The sequence below is a fragment of the Dyella caseinilytica genome, assembly GCF_016865235.1.
GTDB classification, from domain to species: domain Bacteria; phylum Pseudomonadota; class Gammaproteobacteria; order Xanthomonadales; family Rhodanobacteraceae; genus Dyella_B; species Dyella_B caseinilytica.
This window is the reverse complement of record NZ_CP064030.1, coordinates 3,737,018-3,754,126: the sequence shown is the minus strand read 5'-3', so window position 1 is coordinate 3,754,126 and position 17,109 is coordinate 3,737,018. Positions and strand designations below refer to the sequence as shown.

Genomic DNA, 17,109 nt, shown 5'->3' with positions numbered 1-17,109 from the left:
TGACCAGTCAGGCCTGCATCGCACACTACCGTCTGACAGCCGCTCAAACGCAACGCGGGCCATGTGGAGGCTTTGGGCAGGCTCTCGCCTGGAACCCGTCAGTGTCCCAGTGGGCGCCGGCGGTTAAGCAACTTGCAACGAGGTGTTGAGATGTCCGTACTTCTAACTGTCTTGGTAGCGCTGTTTGCGACCGGTGCCTGCGCTTACCACCGCAGCAGCTTGCGCACATGGGCGATAACCACGATTGCAGTCACGCTGGTGGTCGGCTTGCTGGTGTCGGCGCCGGTGACCATGGTGATCCTGCTGGTCATCGAGCTGCTGGTCGCAGTGCCGTTGCTGATGATCGACTTCCGACGCAAGAACATCAGCGCGCCGCTGCTCAAGATGTTCGCCAAGGTCACGCCGAAGCTTTCGGATACCGAACAGACGGCACTCGAAGCCGGCACGGTCGGTTTCGAAGGCGAGCTGTTTTCCGGCAAGCCTGATTGGCACGAGCTGATCAAGCAGCCCAAGCCTGAGCTGAGCGTGGAAGAAAAAGCGTTCCTCGACGGCCCGGTGGAACAGGTGTGCGGCATGATCGACGATTGGGAGATCACGCACGAGCTGGCCGATCTGCCGCCGGAAGTGTGGGATTTCATCAAGAAGAACAAATTCTTCGGCATGATCATCCCGAAGCAATACGGCGGCCTCGGTTTCTCCGCGCTGGCGCATTCGGCGGTGCTGCAGAAGCTGGCCACTATGTCGGCGACGGTCGCTTCCACAGTGGCGGTGCCTAACTCGTTAGGCCCGGCCGAACTGTTGCTGCACTACGGTAGCGATGAGCAGAAGAACTTTTATCTGCCGCGTCTGGCGGTTGGCGAGGAGATTCCCTGCTTCGCACTGACGGGTCCGTACGCGGGTTCGGATGCTACTTCGATTCCTGATTACGGCATCGTGTGCAAGCAGGTTGTCGACGGCGTCGAAACCATCGGCATGAAGCTCAATTTCGACAAGCGCTACATCACGCTGGCGCCGATCGCGACAGTGGTGGGCTTGGCCTTCCGCCTGTACGACCCCGAACATCTGCTTGGCGACAAGGAAGACCTGGGCATCACGCTGGCGTTGCTACCGCGTAGCACGCCCGGCCTGGAAATCGGCCGTCGTCACTTTCCGCTGAATATCCCGTTCCAGAATGGTCCGGTACGCGGCAAGGATATCTTCGCGCCGCTGTCCACCTTGATTGGTGGTCCGCATATGGCCGGTCATGGCTGGCGCATGCTGGTGGAATGCCTGTCGGTGGGACGTGCGATCTCGCTGCCGTCGAATGCCACAGGCGGCGTGCGTATGGCCGTCGCTTCAACCGGCGCTTATGCGCGCATGCGCAAGCAGTTCGGTCTGGCGGTGGCGCGCTTTGAGGGCGTGGAAGAAGCCTTGGCGCGCATTGGTGGTCTTACCTATGCCACTGCGGCGTTGTCGCGCGCTACGGCAGCGGCGGTCGATCGCGGCGAGAAGCCTGCCGTGCCTTCGGCGATCGCCAAATACCACGCTACCGAATGGGGGCGTGCCATTGCCGGTGATGCACTGGATGTCCATGGTGGCAAAGGTGTGCAGTTGGGGCCGAAGAACTACGCCGGCCGCGCCTGGCAAGGTGTGCCGATTGCCATCACAGTGGAGGGCGCGAACATCATGACGCGCAGCCTGATGATCTTCGGTCAGGGTGCGATCCGCTGCCATCCTTACGTGCTGAAGGAAATGCAGGCGCTATCGATTCCCGACTGCAGCGAGCGCCTGAAAACGTTCGACCGCGCGTTGTTCGGCCACATCGGCTTTGGCATTTCCAACGCAGTGCGCAGCTTCGTGCTCGGTGTGACGGCTGCACGCATTGGCGATGCGGCGGGCGATGCGTATACACGTCGTTATTACCGCAAGCTCAACCGTTATTCCGCTGCCTTGGCATTGTGTGCCGACACCTTCATGGGCGTGCTTGGTGGCAAGCTGAAGTTCAAGGAAAAGCTTTCCGCGCGTCTGGGTGATGTGCTGAGTTATCTGTATATCGCCAGTGCGATGTTGAAGCGCTACGAGGACACGGGCCGTCCGGAAGCGGATCGTCCGTTGCTGGCCTGGGCTTTCCACGAATGCATGTGGCGTACGCAGATGGCGTTGGATGGTGCGATTCGCAACTTCCCGGTGCGTCCGGTGGCGTGGCTGCTGCACGTGCTGGTGTTTCCGTTCGGCCGCCGCGAAGTGCCGCCTTCGGACCGTCTGGGTCGTCGTGTCGCCGCCATCATCACGGCGCCGGGCGAAGCACGTGATCGCCTGACCGAATGGGCGTACCTCACGCCGACGCCGAACAACACGGTGGGGCGCATGAACGAGCTGTTGCCGGATGTGATCGCCGCCGAGCCTGTTGAGCGCAAGTTCGGCAAGGCACTCAAGGCTGGCCAGTTCACGTCGCATGACTATCTCAGTCAGTTGGACGAGGCGGTGAAGGCGGGTGTACTCGATGCCAGCGAAGCGGCTCTGTTGAAGCGTGTGCGTGAGGGCGTCTTCGAATTTATTTCGGTGGACGATTTCGATCCCTCCGAACTGCGCGCAGCGGTGACGCGCAAGGATTCGAAGAAGCTGGCGGACGCGGCGTAAGGTCAGGCGTAAGCAAACGGTTCACGGTATGGACGGCGACTTGATGTCGCCGTCCCGGGGAGGCTTGTGCGATGAGCGGATCATTGTTGTCCTTGTATCAACGTATAACGCGCTGGCCTGCTGGACATTGGCTGTTTTCGCGCGCTGTCTGTTTTCGGGCGCCTTACTTCGCGACGATCGCTCCGCGCTTTGTCACGCTGGAACCAGGGCGCTGTGAAGTGCGCATTCGTGACCGCCGGCGTGTGCACAACCATATTGGCACGGTACACGCGATCGCGCTGTGCAATCTGGCGGAACTGAGCGCGGGCGTGATGGCGGAGGTAACGATTCCGCCTGGCATGCGCTGGATTCCCAAAGGCATGACGGTCGAATATGTGGCGAAAGCGGTCGGCACCATGAGTGCGGTCGCTGCACCGGATGCCCCAGCGGTCGAATCGGCCGAGGGTTATGAGTGGCCGGTGGTGGTCCACGTCAGCGATCCTGCCGGCACCGAGGTTTTCCGGGCGCGGATCACGATGTGGCTTTCACCGCGTAGTCGGCACTGACGGCCTCAGGTTTTTTCCTGCGCCAGCTGGGCGCAACGATCGAACCACGGCGCAGCGCGACGGCGATCAATGCCAGCGTGCAGATCGAGCAGATTCCCACCAATACGACCGACGCTTCGGCACCGAACGCGCCGCCGCTGAGCCATTCGGGTCCGGTGCGATGAGAGATCAGCCAGCCGTCGGTATCGATGCCGGAAACGGGAATGCCATATACGGTGCCTTCGGTGAAATTCCACGCCGCATGCAGGCCCATGCACAGCCACAGTGAACGCGTCACGTGATAAAGCATGCCGATCAGCAAACCGGCCTCGATGGTGATGGCAGTACAAGTCCATACCGTGGCATCGGGATTGAGCATGTGCGCGCCGCCAAAGAAGATCGCCGAAATCAGCAACGCGCCCCACGTACCCAGGCCTTCCTCGACGATACGAAACAGCACGCCGCGGAACACGATCTCCTCGCACAGACCTGGGCCTATTCCAAGCGTCAGCAGGGCCAGCAGCCAAGCGACATGCGGATGGGTACCGGTCACGTGGTAACTGCCAAACAGCCATAGCGCACCGGCTGTGACGGTGAAAAGCAGCACTCCGGCGATGACGCCCACCCACGCACGAGGCCAATCCTGTGGCGCAAACTCGATCATGCGGCGCCGTTCGATCCACTTCACCAGCGCCAAGTAGACCAGGAACGCCGGCACCACATAGATGGAGAGATAGCCTGATGCATCGTTCCAGGGTGTCTTGGCCGCGCCGCGCAGCACGACGCCGTGGACAAAATGGCCGATAACCCAGGTCAAAAGCCAGTACGTGATGGCGAAAATCAGGATGCGCGCCAGCGGCGAGTACACCAGCCAGCGCTTCCATGCGGGCGCGCCTGAGGGCGTGATGAAGGCGAGCGACGTGTCGGTCATGCGAACAGGCTCCACCTAAGTCGATGGAGCCAGCCTAGCGAGATGTCATGCGGCCGTCATCGTGACTGACGCCATAGGGGGTAAATCGGCTACATCTCCACCGATGCTGCGTGCTCGCGAGTGGCCGAGAAACGCACGGCTGGCGAGCGCTCCTGCGCCAGCTGAAGGTTCACGCGGGTAGGGGCGAGGTAGACCAGTTCGCCCGCTGCATCGATGCCGAGGTTCATCGCGTTTTTCTCGCGAAATTCCTCCAGCTTCTTGGCATCGTCGCAATGTATCCAGCGCGCTGTCACCACACCAACCGGTTCGAAGGTGGCGTCAACGCCGTACTCGTCTTTGAGGCGATAAGCCACGACATCGAACTGCAGTACACCCACCGCACCGAGGATCAGATCGTTGCTCATCAGCGGACGGAAGAACTGCGTGGCGCCTTCCTCGGAGAGCTGGGCCAGTCCTTTCTGTAGCGCTTTCATTTTCAGCGGATCACGCAGGCGGGCGCGGCGGAACAGTTCCGGTGCGAAGTTGGGAATGCCGGTGAAGCTGATGGCTTCGCCTTCGGTGAAGGTGTCGCCGATGCTGATGGTGCCGTGGTTGTGCAGGCCGATCACATCGCCGGGATAGGCGCTTTCCACGATTTCACGATCGCTGGCCATGAAGGTCAGCGCATTGGCGATACGTACTTCTTTGTTGGTACGCGTCTGCAGCATCTTCATGCCGGCCGTGTAGGTGCCCGAACACACGCGCATGAAAGCGACGCGATCGCGATGGGCGGGATCCATGTTGGCCTGGATCTTGAACACGAAGCCGGTGAGCTTTTCCTCTTCCGGTTTTACTTCGCGGCCCAGCGTGTTGCGCGAACGGGGCGCAGGCGCGTGTTCGACGAAGAAATCCAGCAGCAGCTGCACGCCGAAGTTGTTCACCGCCGAACCGAAAAACACCGGCGTAAGTTTGCCGGCAAGATATTTATCGAGCTCGAACGGATGCGATGCGCCTTGCACCAGTTCCAGTTCTTCGCGCAGTTCGTTCAGTGCTTCCGTGCCAATCGCTTCTTCCAGTCCAGGCGCATCCAGGCCCTTGAAGATAGTTGAATCTTGCCGTGTGAAATTCTTGCCCGGTTCGAAGATATGCACTTCGTCCAACAGCATGTGGTACACACCCTTCAGGCGCTTGCCCATGCCGATCGGCCAGGTCAGCGGCGCGCAGGCGATGCCCAGCACCGATTCCACTTCGTCCAGCAATTCGACCGGCGAACGGCCTTCGCGGTCGAGCTTGTTGATGAAGGTCATGATCGGCGTATCGCGCAGGCGGCACACTTCCATCAACTTGATGGTGCGTTCCTCCACGCCCTTGGCGCAGTCGATCACCATCAGCGCCGAGTCCACCGCGGTCAGCACGCGATAGGTGTCTTCGGAAAAGTCCGCGTGGCCCGGCGTGTCGAGCAGGTTGACGATCTTGTCCTCGTACGGGAACTGCATCACCGACGAGGTCACCGAAATACCGCGCTCCTTTTCCAGCGCCATCCAGTCCGAGGTGGCATGCCGCGCTGCCTTGCGGCCTTTCACCGAGCCGGCCATCTGGATCGCGCCACCGAACAGCAGCAGCTTTTCCGTCAGCGTGGTCTTGCCCGCGTCAGGGTGGCTGACGATGGCGAAGGTGCGGCGGCGGTGGGTTTCTTGGAGGTGGCTGGACATAGTGGGCTGGCAAATGGCGTTAACCGCCTATGATAACCCGAGGTGGCGAAAGCGGCTGTCTTGGGTAGGGATCCAGGGTCAGCCTCTGTCGGCCAGGCGGCTTCGCCGCAAGGAGCGCTCGCTCCGCATGACGTACAGAATGATCAGGGCCTTGCCGTCGAAGCGATAAAAGATCCGGCAAGGCGGCTCGACGATTTGCCGATAGCGTGATTTTTTCAACTCCGATGGCCTTGAGCCGCTTTCAGGATGCTCGGCAAGTTGCTCCACGTGCTGGAAAACGCGGTGGACGAGATCACGAGCTGCTTGAGGGTTGTCCAGCGCTATGTAATCGGCAATTTCATCCAGTTCGCTGAGCGCTGGCTCGGTCCAGATTATTTCAGCCATCGTTTCAAGCGAGTCCTTGCCTGATCGTGCGTAAGCGTACGTTCTTCGTCCACAGCACGTTCACCGCGCGCAATGCCTTCCAGCAGCCGTACACGTTGCTGCATCGCCTCGAACGAATCGACATCCACCAAGTAGGCAGTCGGCAGACCGTGCTGCGTGATGAGGATCGGTTCGCGATCGCGTTCCAATTCCGCAAGCAGCTCGGTGGCTTGGCGTTTGAGCGTGGTGACTAATTCGGTGCGCATGGAAGTGATACTAAAGTATCACTTCGGGTGGGTGCAACGGTAAGCAAAAAGCCCGGGGTTGAGGCCCCGGGCTTTTTGCATTTCCAAAGAAGGCGAAGGTCTTACTTCGCTTCCTTCTCCATCAACGCGGCGACCATGTTCGCCGGCACTTCTTCGTAATGATCGAAGATCATCGTGAAGTTGCCGCGGCCGCTGGTGGCTGAGCGCAGGAAGTTGATGTAGCCGAACATTTCCGCCAGCGGCACGAAGCCCTGCACGAAGGCGTTCGGACCCTTCTGGCCCTGTTCGGTGATCTGGCCGCGACGACGGTTCATGTCGCCGATCACGTCGCCGAGGTAGTCGGCTTCGGTGACCACTTCCAGCTTCATCACCGGCTCGAGCAGCTTCGGCTTGGACATGCGCTGAGCTTCACGGAAGCAGGCGCGGGTGGCAATTTCGAAGGCGAGCGCCGAGGAGTCGACGTCGTGGAATTTGCCGTCAATCAGGCGTGCCTTGAAGTCCAGCACCTGGTAGCCAGCGACTTGACCCTGGCGCGACTCCTTGGTGATGGCCTGCTCCACAGCCGGGATGTACTCGCGCGGCACGCGACCGCCGACGACTTCGTCGGAGAACACCACGCCGCTACCCGGTTCACCCGGCTCGAAGATGATCTTCACTTCGGCGAACTGACCCGTACCGCCGGTCTGCTTCTTGTGGGTGTAGGTGTGCTCGACGGTACCGCCGAACGCCTCACGGAAGCTGACCTTGGGCTTGCCCATGTTCGCGTCCACGCCCAGCTCGGTGCGCATACGGTCGATGGTGATTTCCAGGTGCAACTCACCCATGCCCTTGAGCACGGTCTGGCCGGTTTCCTGGTCGACTTCCATGCGCAGCGACGGATCGGCCTTGACCATCTTGTAGAGCGCGGTGGACATCTTGTCGACGTCGCCGCGGGTCTTGGGCTCAACCGACACGCTGATCACCGGGTCGGGGAAGCGCATGCGCTCCAGCAACACGGGGTGGGCCGGATCGCACAGCGAGTCACCGGTCTCGGTTTCCTTCAGCGAGACAAAGGCGCAGATGTCGCCGGCGCGCACTTCGTCGATTTCGCGGGTGGCGTTGGCCTGGACTTCCACGATGCGGCCGATGCGCTCTTTCTTGCCACGCGTGACGTTCTGCAGGGTGTCGCCTTTCTTGATCACGCCCGAGTAAATGCGCGTGAAGGTCAGCGTACCGAACGGATCGTTGATGACCTTGAACGCCAGCGCGCGAACCGGCGCTTCGTCGGTCACGGCCTGTTCGCCGATGATGTTGCCATCTTCGTCCACCATCGAGATGCCGCCGTTCTCACCCGGGTACGGCATGTAATCGATCACGCCGTCGAGCATCTGCTGCACGCCCTTGTTGCGGTAGGAGGAACCGCAGAACACCGGCACGAGCTTGCCAGCGACGCAGCCCTTGCGGATGCACTGCTTCAGCGTTTCCAGCGACGGCTCGTTGCCTTCGAGGTAGGCATGCATGGCGTCGTCGTCCATTTCCACTGCGGCTTCGATGCTTTCCGCGCGCAGGTCGGCGAGCTTGCTCACCCATTCCTTGTCGGCAGCGGTGGTGAAAGCCTGCACCTTGGGGTGATTGGCGATCTGGTCGAGCGGGATCGTCTCCCACTTACTGTCCTTGTCGCTGCCTTCCCAGATGTAGCCCACGCCGGCGATCAGGTCGGCCATGCCGACGAAATCGTCGTGGCTGCCCAGCGGGATCTGGCAAAGCACGATATTGGCGCCCAGGCGATTCTTGATGCCGTCCACGGCGTGTTTGAAGTTCGCGCCGATGCGGTCCATCTTGTTGACGTAGCACATACGCGGCACGTTGTACTGGTCAGCCAGGCGCCAGTTGGTCTCGGTCTGCGGTTCCACGCCGGCCACGCCGTCGAACACCACCACGGCGCCGTCGAGCACGCGCAGGCTGCGGTTCACTTCGATGGTGAAGTCCACGTGCCCTGGGGTGTCGATCACGTTGATCTGGTGACCCTTCCACTCGGTGGACACAGCTGCGGACTGAATGGTGATGCCGCGCTTGCGTTCCTGCTCGAGGTAGTCGGTGGTGGTCGAACCCTTACCATCCTTGGTGTCGTGCACGTCAACGATCTGATGCTTCTTGCCCGTGTAGTAAAGAATGCGCTCGGTCGTGGTGGTCTTGCCGGCGTCGATGTGGGCAATGATGCCGATGTTGCGGTACAGGTTGAGGGGTTTTTGGCGGGCCACTGTCTTGGTTCCGTGAGTAGAGTTCGTTAGTCGGTGGAGAGCGGACGCGACATCCTGTCCGCAGCGTACTTTTTCAATGTGTATCCAGCGTGTCCGGTCCGGTTCGGCGCGATCAGGATGCTGCGTGGGTCAGCAGATCCTCGTAGAAAGCACCGAAGGGCTCGGTTGGATGGCTGATCTGGATTTCGAGGATCCACAGGCCTTCGGCAGGCTTGTGCTCGAAATCACCCAGGTCGCCACCCTTGTGTACGGCGTGCGGGAAATCGCTGACGCGATGCCCCTTAATGGCGTGGTTGAAGCGCCATCCCATGGTCTCGGCACGCTCATGGGCATAATTATACAGGCTAGGGCCGTTCAGGCCGCGATTGCGCCAGACGCCGGCCACGTCCTGGAACAGATCGCGTGCCGCCTGGGCACAGGCTTGCTGCCTGGGCGCCTCGCCGACCGTGAAGGTATCGCCCACATCGCCCTCGTGGCCGTCGAATACCAGGCCCAGGTCGATGAAGTAGATGTCGTTCTCGCCCAGCCGGACGCCTGACGTGGACGGCTCCCGGTAGGTCTTGGTCGTGTTCGGTCCGATGCGGATGATCACCGGGTGCCACAGCCGATCCATCCCCAAGGCCGCAAAAACCTGCCCGGCCTCGGCCCTGGCCTCGTCTTCGCTGATGCCGGGCCGCATGCGTTCGCGGATGCCTTGTAGCGCTGCCCAGCTCTGACGCCGCGCGTGCTGCATGCGCAGCGGATCGTAGGCGGGGCCGACAGCTTCGCGATCGTGATGCGTCATGGGGCCGTCATCCTTCTTATCGCCAAAATCAGCTCAACAACACCAGCGCAAGGCCGATCGCTGCGGGCAGACCCTGGATCCACAGCACCTTGCGCGTGGCGGTGAAGCCGCCATAGAGACCGGCGACGAGCACGCAAGCCAGGAAAAACAGCTTCACATGCATGCCTTCGACACCACCCAGCAGCAGACCCCACAAGAGGCCGGCGGCCAGAAAGCCGTTGTAGAGCCCCTGATTGGCGGCCAGTACCTTGCTCTGCTCGGCGAATTCAGCGGTCAGGCCGAAAGCGCGCCGGCCCGTGGGCTTGTCCCACAGGAACATTTCCAGGATCAGGAACCATACGTGCATCAACGCGATGATTGCGACCACGATGCTGGCAAGAATCGACATGCTGCTCTCCGGCGTCCGGCCTGATCAGGCCAGCGCGTAGCCGAACTGTTCCTTGAACTGCGCGGCGAACTGATCGTAGGTAAAGTGCTGGTTCTGCGTACCGGGGTGTTCCACCTTCAGTGCGCCCATCAGCGAAGCCATGCGGCCGATGGTCGCCCAATCCAGACCCTTCATGATGCCGAAGATCAGTCCGGCGCGATAAGCGTCGCCGCAGCCGGTGGGGTCGATCACCTGGCGCTCGCGCGCCGGCGGAATCTCATGTGTGGTGCCGTCGGCGTGGATCAGCGAACCGCGCGGGCCAAGCGTCACGATGTAGGCCTTCACGCGCGAAGCAATATCTGCCGCGCTCCAGCCGGTACGCTGCTGCAGCAGTTGGGATTCGTAGTCATTGACGATCACGTAGGTGGCTTTTTCGATCATGGCGCGGAATTCATCGCCGTTGAACAACGGCATCGCCTGGCCGGGATCGAACACGAACGGCACACCGCGCGCGGCAAATTCATCCACGTGCTGCAGCATCGCTTCGCGGCCATCCGGCGCGACGATGCCGAAGCTGATGTCGGGGATGTTGCGCACATGATTGGCGTGCGCGCTGGACATGGCGCCCGGATGGAAGGCCGTGATCTGGTTATTATCCAGGTCGGTGGTGATAAAGCACTGCGGCGTGAACTGGTCGTCGAACACGCGGATGCCGTCCATACGGATGCCGTACTTTTCCAGGTGTTCGCGATAGGGGGCGAAGTCCTGGCCAACCGCCGCCACTGGCAGCGGATCGCCGCCCAGCAGCTTCAGGTTGTAGGCGATGTTGCCGGCGCAGCCGCCGAATTCGCGGCGCATCTGCGGCACCAGGAACGACACGTTCAGGATATGCACCTGATCGGGAATGATGTGCTTCTTGAACTGGTCCTGGAACACCATGATGGTGTCGTAGGCAAACGATCCGCAGATGACGGCAGACATGGACGTGGCGATCCCCGAAAGTTAGCTAATGTGATGCAGCCGCATGGCGGCAAACACATTATCGTAGCGTGAGAGTGGGAAACGGGGAACCTGCTGCGGGTGCTTGGGCGTGGTAGCGGTGGCCTGCTCGCTCCTCTCAAGGCGGCGACAAGCAGGGTGGCGAGTAAGGAGCAGTTGTTCACACAATCGCCGCATTCTGTGCTCCCTTTTGCCCTTTTCCAGCCCTTTTTTAACGAAAATATCCTTGCGGACAAGGGGTTTGCTTACTAGACTGGCGCGCTTACTTTTTAGCCAGAGTCAACACGCGGCGGACCCATGTTCAAGAAGTTTCGCGGGATGTTTTCGAACGATGTTTCCATCGACCTTGGCACGGCCAATACGCTTATTTATGTGCGGGGCCAGGGGATCGTCCTGAACGAACCTTCCGTCGTAGCGATTCGCCAGGATCGTGGACCGGGCGGCCCCCGCACGGTTGCAGCCGTAGGCGGTGACGCCAAGCGCATGCTGGGCCGTACGCCAGGCAATATCGCCACCGTGCGTCCGATGAAGGACGGCGTAATCGCCGACTTCACCATGACCGAAGCGATGCTGCAGCACTTTATCCGCCAGGTGCACCGCTCGCGCCTGCTGCGCCCCAGTCCGCGCGTGCTGGTTTGCGTGCCCTGCGGTTCCACCCAGGTGGAACGCCGTGCCATCAAGGAATCGGCCGAAGGCGCCGGCGCCCGCGACGTGTTCCTGATCGAAGAGCCGATGGCCGCTGCGATCGGTGCCGGCATCCCGGTTCACGAAGCGCGCGGCTCCATGGTGCTTGATATCGGTGGCGGTACGTCCGAAGTAGCAGTGATCTCGCTGAACGGCATCGTCTACTCGCAGTCGGTGCGCGTGGGCGGCGATCGTTTTGACGAAGCCATCATCAACTACGTGCGCCGTAACCACGGCACCCTGATCGGTGAGTCGACTGCCGAGCGCATCAAGCTGGAAATCGGCTGCGCCTTCCCGCAGAGCCAGGTCAGGGAGATCGAGATCTCCGGCCGTAACCTGGCTGAGGGTGTGCCGCGCATGTTCACGATCAACTCCAACGAAATCCTGGAAGCCCTGCATGAGCCGCTCGCCGGCATCGTCGCGGCTGTGAAGGCGGCGCTGGAACAGACCCCACCGGAACTGTGCTCCGACGTGGCCGAGCGCGGCATCGTGCTTACCGGCGGTGGCGCACTGTTGCGCGATCTGGATCGCCTGCTGTCCGAGGAAACCGGCCTGCACGTGCAGGTGGCGGACGATCCGCTCACCTGCGTGGCCCGCGGTGGCGGCAAGGCGCTGGAGCTGATCGACCAGCACGGCAGCGACTTCTTCGCACCTGAATAACTGTCCTCGTTTGCGAGGACTCATTATCCCCTCTCCCCGTTTACCAAACTTGTTTACGGAGGAGAGGGCAGGGTGAGGGGCCAAGGCTTGCGTCCATGTCGATTCGAAGCGCATCTAAAAAGGCACTCGCAGTGACGTCTTCCGCGAGGTTTGCCTATCGCCCCAATCTGCTCTCCAAAGGGGAGCGGGCGTTGGATTGCGGCACCGTTGAGGTGTTTGCATGGCGCTGACGCGCGAAGAATCCTCGCCCCTGTTCGCTGGCACCGCAGCCGGCACGCTGCGGCTGATCTTCTACCTCGCCATCGCCATGGTGCTGATGGTGCTGGATCATCGTAACGGCTGGCTGTGGCGCATGCGCTATGCGACCGCGATCGTCGTCGAACCGGTTTACCGGCTGGCCAGCATGCCCGCTGAAGGCATGCGTACATTGAGTGTCGCGTTTGCCGATCGACGGCTGCTGACCGAGCAGAATCAGCGCTTGCGCGAGGATCTGCTGCTGGCCAATGCCAAGCTCAACCGCATGGCAGCCGTCGCTCAGCAGAATGAGCGTCTGAAGGAATTGCTCGACACCCAGCACAGCCTGGAATTGCATGTGCAGTTGGCGCGTGTGATCGGCATCGACCTGGGCGCTTATCGTCACCGCATGATGATCAACCTCGGCGCACGCGACGGCATCAAGACCGGCCAGCCGGTCATTGATGCGCACGGCATCATGGGCCAGATCATCGACGTGCTGCCGAATTCGGCCACAGTCATGCTGGTCACCGATCCTGATCACGCGCTGCCGGTGGTTGTCGAACGCACGGGTCTGCGCACCATTGCCTATGGTTCACGCACTGGCGAGCAGCTCACCCTGCCGACCGTGCCGATGGCGGCGGATATACGCCCTGGCGACAAATTGCTCACCTCGGGTCTCGGCGGACGTTTCCCCGAAGGTTTTCCGGCCGGTGAAGTTGTCAGCGTGGCGCCGGCAGCCAGTGGCATGTTCCTGGAAGCGCGAGCCAATCCCAGCGCGGATCTGGATCGCAGCGATGAAGTGTTGGTGCTGCACGATCTGGCCGAGCCCTCGGGGCCGCCGCCACCGCCTTCGCCAGCGGGTCCACCGGCAGATGAAGCGCCGCCACCGCCTGCGCCAGCCACCAGCGCTGCTGTGCCTCACAGCGTGACGCTCAAGCCTGCCTCGGCGCAGACGGCAACGACACCTGCGGCAGGAGTGCCAGCAACATGAGCCGTCAGCGACTCTCGTTCTGGTGGTTCGTCGGCACGCTCGTTGGGGCGTTGCTTTTGATGCTGATCCCGCTGCCGCGCGTGCTTGATCCGTTCAAGCCGTACTGGCCTGCGCTGGTGTTGCTGTACTGGGCGCTCGAATCGGGTGATCAGCGCGTCACGCTGGGGCTCGCTTTTGTGGTGGGCGTGTGCGCGGACATGTTCAACGGCGTGCTGCTCGGTGAGCAGGCGCTGCGTTTGTGCGTGCTGGCATTCATCGCCTTGCGTTTTCGGTCACGCCTGCGCTTCTTTCCGATGTGGCAGCAAACGCTTGCCGTGCTGGCTCTGCTGCTCAACGACCGCTTTCTGTTGCTGATCGTGCGGGCCTTTGCCGGCGAATCGACACCACCGACCTTGTGGTGGGCGTCGCCCTTCGTGAGCGCCTTACTGTGGCCGTTCCTGTTCCTGCTGCTCGACGATCTGCGGATGCGCCTGAGGCTGCAATGACACGCGCGATCGACAGCTTGCAGCGAGGCGAGGCGAGGGCGTTGTCATGCCCAAGCTGATCCGGCGCCGCTTCAAGGACACCCGCGGCGAAGCCGAACTGTTCCGGCGGCGTGCGATCGCCGGCTTCCTGCTGATCTTGCTGGGGCTGTGTGCACTGGTCAGCCGTTACGTGTTCCTGCAGGTTCAGCATCACGACGAATTTGCCCTGCGCTCGGTCAACAACAGCGTGAAGCCGCGCGCCATCCCGCCGGCACGTGGTCTGATCTACGATCGCAATGGCGTGCTGCTGGCTGACAACATACCGGCGTTTCGGCTCGAGGTACGCCCGGATCAAGTGCAGAACATGAGCGAGCTGCTGGCTCAGCTGGGCACGGTTGTGCCACTGGATCAGGATGATCTGGACGCATTTCGCAAGCAGCTCAAGCAATCGCGCCGCTTTGACAGCGTGCCGTTGAAGATGCGGCTGACCGAGGACGATATCGCCCGTTTCGCCGTGAATCGCTGGCGATTCCCCGGCGTGGACGTGGTGCCATATCTGACGCGCTATTACCCATTGGGTCCGTTATTTGGGCATGTCGTGGGCTATGTCAGCCGCATCGATGCGGACGACATGGCGAACCTCGATCCTGATCGCTACAAGGGCACCACACACATCGGACGAACCGGTCTGGAGCGTTCGTACGAGGACATGCTGCACGGGACGCCCGGTTACGAACTCGACGAGGTGAATGCCGATGGCCGTATTCAGCAGGTGCTGGAAACGCACCCGCCGATACCCGGCAAGAACCTCTACCTGAGCATCGATGCGCGGGTCCAGAAAGCAGCGCAGGATGCGTTTGAGGGTCGCCCAGGTTCAGCCGTTGCAATCGACCCGCGTAACGGTCAGGTGCTGGCGATGGTCAGCGTGCCGACCTACGACCCCAATCTGTTCGTCAACGGCATCAGCACGGCCGATTACAAATCGCTGATTACCGCGCCCGACAAACCGCTGATCAATCGTGCCTTGCGAGGCGCGTATCCGCCCGGCTCGACCGTGAAGCCGTTTTTGGGGCTCGCTGGCCTGGAATACGGGTTACGCACGCCGCAGGACACGGTGTTTTCCAGCGGCGTGTTCTACATTCCCGGACAATCGCGCGGCTATCGCGACGACCAGCGCTATGGCGCAGGCACGGTGAATCTCTACAAAGCGATTTACGCCTCGGTCAATACGTACTTCTACAAACTCGCGTTGGACATGGGCATCGACCGCATCAGCGAATTCATGGGCTCTTATGGATTCGGTCGGCCCAGTGGCGTAGATCTGCCGGGCGAAGTATCCGGCATCTTGCCGTCGCGAGAATGGAAGGCCAAACACTCACCCAAACAGCCGGGGTGGTATCCCGGCGAAACCGTGATCACGGGCATCGGCCAGGGTTATTGGCTAGTCACCACGATGCAACTTGCGCATGCCTTGGCGACATTTGCCGATAGGGGCCTGCCCTATGCGCCACGGGTGGTGATGTCAGCGGCGGATGTCAGCAAGGCGCCTTCGCCGTTGCCCAATCCGCCCACGGGACCTTCCTTGATCAAGAACATGAAGGATTGGGATGCGGTAAACGAGGGCATGCAGGACGTGATCTACAGCAACGATCCGCTATCCACCGGTTACCGAATCAAGCTGGGCGAAGGTTTTCCCTATCGCATCGCGGGCAAGAGCGGTACCGCCGAGCGTTTCTCGCGCACCAGCGATGCCTACAATGAGAACCGCAACTCGGCCTACCTTGCCGCGCGCCATCGCGCCTGGTTCGAAGCCTTCACGCCCGCTGAAAATCCGCGCATCGCGGTCGCCGTGGTGCTGGAGGCGGGTGTCTGGGGCGCCGATGATGCCGGTCCGATCGCGCGCAAGATTCTCGACGCGTGGCTTGCGACCCAAGGTGGCGCGGTCCCGCCGAACAAGCCGCTGTCGGAATCGGGTATAGCTTCTGCTCCCGCTTCCGGCGCAAGTGCATCCCTGCCGGCAGATGCGATGCCGGAAGACACGCCGCAGGGCGACATGCCCGCGCCGGACAGCTCCAGTGCAGGAGACGACTCCCAATGATCGACACCTGGCGCACGCGTCTCAACCGATTCCTGCGGCGTATCTGGACGCGTCCGCGCATCGATCTGCCGCTGGCTTTCGCCTTGGTGGTTCTGTGCTGCGTGGGTCTGGTCACGTTGTATAGCGCGGGCGGCAGCAATCTGTCGTTGGTCGGTGGGCAGGCTGCACGCTTTGTACTGGGCGGCATATTCATCATGCTGATGTCGCGCATTCCGCCGTCGACGCTGCGCAAATGGACACCTTGGCTCTATGCTGGCAGTACGGTGTTGCTGGTGGTCGTGGCGGTGCTGGGTGAAGGTCGTGGCGCGGATCGCTGGCTCAATCTTGGCGTCATGCGCTTCCAGCCGTCGGAGCTGATGAAGTTGACCATGCCGATGATGGTGGCCTGGTATCTGCATCCGCGTCAGCTGCCGCCGGGATGGAAAGACATCATCGTGGTCGGAGCGCTGATTGCGATTCCGGCAGGATTGATTGCCAAGCAGCCTGACCTGGGCACGGCTTTGCTGGTGTCGGCCGCGGGCGCGTTCGCGTTGTTCCTGTCCGGCATGGCGTGGTGGCGCATCGGCCTGCTGCTGGCCGCGGCGGGTGGTATGGTGCCGGTGGCCTGGCATTTCATGCATCAGTACCAGCGCGATCGCGTGCTTACCATGTTGAATCCGGAATCCGATCCGCTCGGTAACGGCTGGCACATCATCCAGTCGCAGATTGCGGTGGGTTCGGGCGGCGTGTTTGGCAAGGGCTTCGAGCAGGGTACGCAATCACGCTTGGACTTCCTGCCCGAGCACACCACCGACTTCATCTTTGCAGTGTTTTCCGAAGAATTCGGGCTGATCGGTGTCTGCGCGATCCTTGTGCTGTACGCCTTCATCATTGGACGCTGCCTGTGGATCGCGATGGAAGCGCGCGATACTTATTCGCGCCTGCTTGCTGGTGCGATCGGCATGAGCTTTTTCGTCTACGTGTTCGTCAATGGCGGCATGGTGTCGGGCTTGCTGCCGGTGGTGGGTGTGCCGATGCCGATGGTCAGTTACGGCGGTACGTCGGCAGTATCGTTGCTGGTGGGTTTTGGCGTGCTGATGTCGATCCACGCCAATCGCAAGGTGCACGACTGAACGGCCGTCCGCACGAAGCCAGCGACATGCCAGAGATTGCGCCGCGTTGCATGCTACGCTCTGCGCAATGCCGATCACG

At 61.5% G+C, this 17,109-nt stretch carries 15 protein-coding genes; 7 read left to right on the top strand and 8 right to left on the bottom strand.

Features of this window, described 5'->3' with window-relative positions; genetic code table 11:
* Positions 1 to 150: 150 nt before the first annotated feature.
* Together ISN74_RS16630 and ISN74_RS16625 are read left to right on the top strand one after the other, a co-directional pair.
* A complete protein-coding gene (locus ISN74_RS16630; RefSeq protein WP_188800277.1) occupies positions 151 to 2,619 on the top strand; it encodes an acyl-CoA dehydrogenase in 2,469 nt (822 codons plus the stop codon).
* Positions 2,620 to 2,690: 71 nt separating this feature from the next.
* The gene (locus ISN74_RS16625) at positions 2,691 to 3,164 is read left to right on the top strand and encodes a hotdog fold domain-containing protein (RefSeq protein ID WP_188800276.1); all 474 of its coding nucleotides are present in this window, start codon (positions 2,691 to 2,693) and stop codon (positions 3,162 to 3,164) included.
* On the opposite strand, the gene ISN74_RS16620 is transcribed toward ISN74_RS16625, so the two are convergent.
* The 8 genes from ISN74_RS16620 to ISN74_RS16585 all read right to left on the bottom strand — a co-directional run bounded on the left by ISN74_RS16620 (position 3,130) and on the right by ISN74_RS16585 (position 10,766).
* Positions 3,130 to 4,074, bottom strand: a complete 945-nt coding sequence (locus ISN74_RS16620) for a CPBP family intramembrane glutamic endopeptidase (protein ID WP_188800275.1) — start codon at positions 4,072 to 4,074, stop codon at positions 3,130 to 3,132. The two genes, ISN74_RS16625 and ISN74_RS16620, sit on opposite strands and share 35 nt — an antisense overlap.
* An 89-nt stretch (positions 4,075 to 4,163) precedes the next feature.
* The gene (locus ISN74_RS16615; RefSeq protein WP_188800274.1) at positions 4,164 to 5,765 is read right to left on the bottom strand and encodes a peptide chain release factor 3; all 1,602 of its coding nucleotides are present in this window, start codon (positions 5,763 to 5,765) and stop codon (positions 4,164 to 4,166) included.
* 78 nt (positions 5,766 to 5,843) lie between these two features.
* The gene (locus ISN74_RS16610) at positions 5,844 to 6,149 is read right to left on the bottom strand and encodes a type II toxin-antitoxin system RelE/ParE family toxin (protein WP_188800273.1); all 306 of its coding nucleotides are present in this window, start codon (positions 6,147 to 6,149) and stop codon (positions 5,844 to 5,846) included.
* Complete coding sequence (locus ISN74_RS16605) at positions 6,137 to 6,394, bottom strand: type II toxin-antitoxin system prevent-host-death family antitoxin (protein ID WP_188800272.1); 258 nt, start codon at positions 6,392 to 6,394, stop codon at positions 6,137 to 6,139. Before ISN74_RS16605 ends, ISN74_RS16610 begins: the two co-directional genes overlap by 13 nt.
* Positions 6,395 to 6,495: 101 nt before the next feature.
* Positions 6,496 to 8,634, bottom strand: a complete 2,139-nt coding sequence (fusA, locus tag ISN74_RS16600) for an elongation factor G (protein WP_188800271.1) — start codon at positions 8,632 to 8,634, stop codon at positions 6,496 to 6,498.
* 112 nt (positions 8,635 to 8,746) lie between these two features.
* A complete protein-coding gene (locus tag ISN74_RS16595; RefSeq protein ID WP_188800270.1) occupies positions 8,747 to 9,418 on the bottom strand; it encodes a M24 family metallopeptidase in 672 nt (223 codons plus the stop codon).
* A gap of 28 nt (positions 9,419 to 9,446) precedes the next feature.
* On the bottom strand, positions 9,447 to 9,806 hold the full coding sequence (locus ISN74_RS16590) for a DUF1304 domain-containing protein (RefSeq protein ID WP_188800269.1): 360 nt from the start codon (positions 9,804 to 9,806) through the stop codon (positions 9,447 to 9,449).
* Between the two features lie 24 nt (positions 9,807 to 9,830).
* A complete protein-coding gene (locus ISN74_RS16585) occupies positions 9,831 to 10,766 on the bottom strand; it encodes a carbohydrate kinase family protein (RefSeq protein ID WP_188800268.1) in 936 nt (311 codons plus the stop codon).
* Between the two features lie 315 nt (positions 10,767 to 11,081).
* On the opposite strand from ISN74_RS16585, the gene ISN74_RS16580 reads away from it, so the two are divergent.
* From ISN74_RS16580 to rodA, 5 genes are all read left to right on the top strand, one after another.
* Positions 11,082 to 12,128: a rod shape-determining protein gene (locus tag ISN74_RS16580; protein WP_188800267.1), complete on the top strand. Its 1,047-nt coding sequence runs from the start codon at positions 11,082 to 11,084 to the stop codon at positions 12,126 to 12,128.
* 220 nt (positions 12,129 to 12,348) lie between these two features.
* Entirely contained in the window at positions 12,349 to 13,356 is a 1,008-nt protein-coding gene (mreC, locus tag ISN74_RS16575; RefSeq protein WP_188800266.1) for a rod shape-determining protein MreC, read from the top strand.
* Entirely contained in the window at positions 13,353 to 13,841 is a 489-nt protein-coding gene (gene mreD, locus ISN74_RS16570) for a rod shape-determining protein MreD (protein WP_188800265.1), read from the top strand. Before mreC ends, mreD begins: the two co-directional genes overlap by 4 nt.
* 46 nt (positions 13,842 to 13,887) lie before the next feature.
* Positions 13,888 to 15,918: a penicillin-binding protein 2 gene (gene mrdA / locus ISN74_RS16565; protein WP_188800264.1), complete on the top strand. Its 2,031-nt coding sequence runs from the start codon at positions 13,888 to 13,890 to the stop codon at positions 15,916 to 15,918.
* Positions 15,915 to 17,030, top strand: a complete 1,116-nt coding sequence (gene rodA, locus ISN74_RS16560) for a rod shape-determining protein RodA (protein WP_188800263.1) — start codon at positions 15,915 to 15,917, stop codon at positions 17,028 to 17,030. Before mrdA ends, rodA begins: the two co-directional genes overlap by 4 nt.
* Positions 17,031 to 17,109 lie beyond the last annotated feature (79 nt).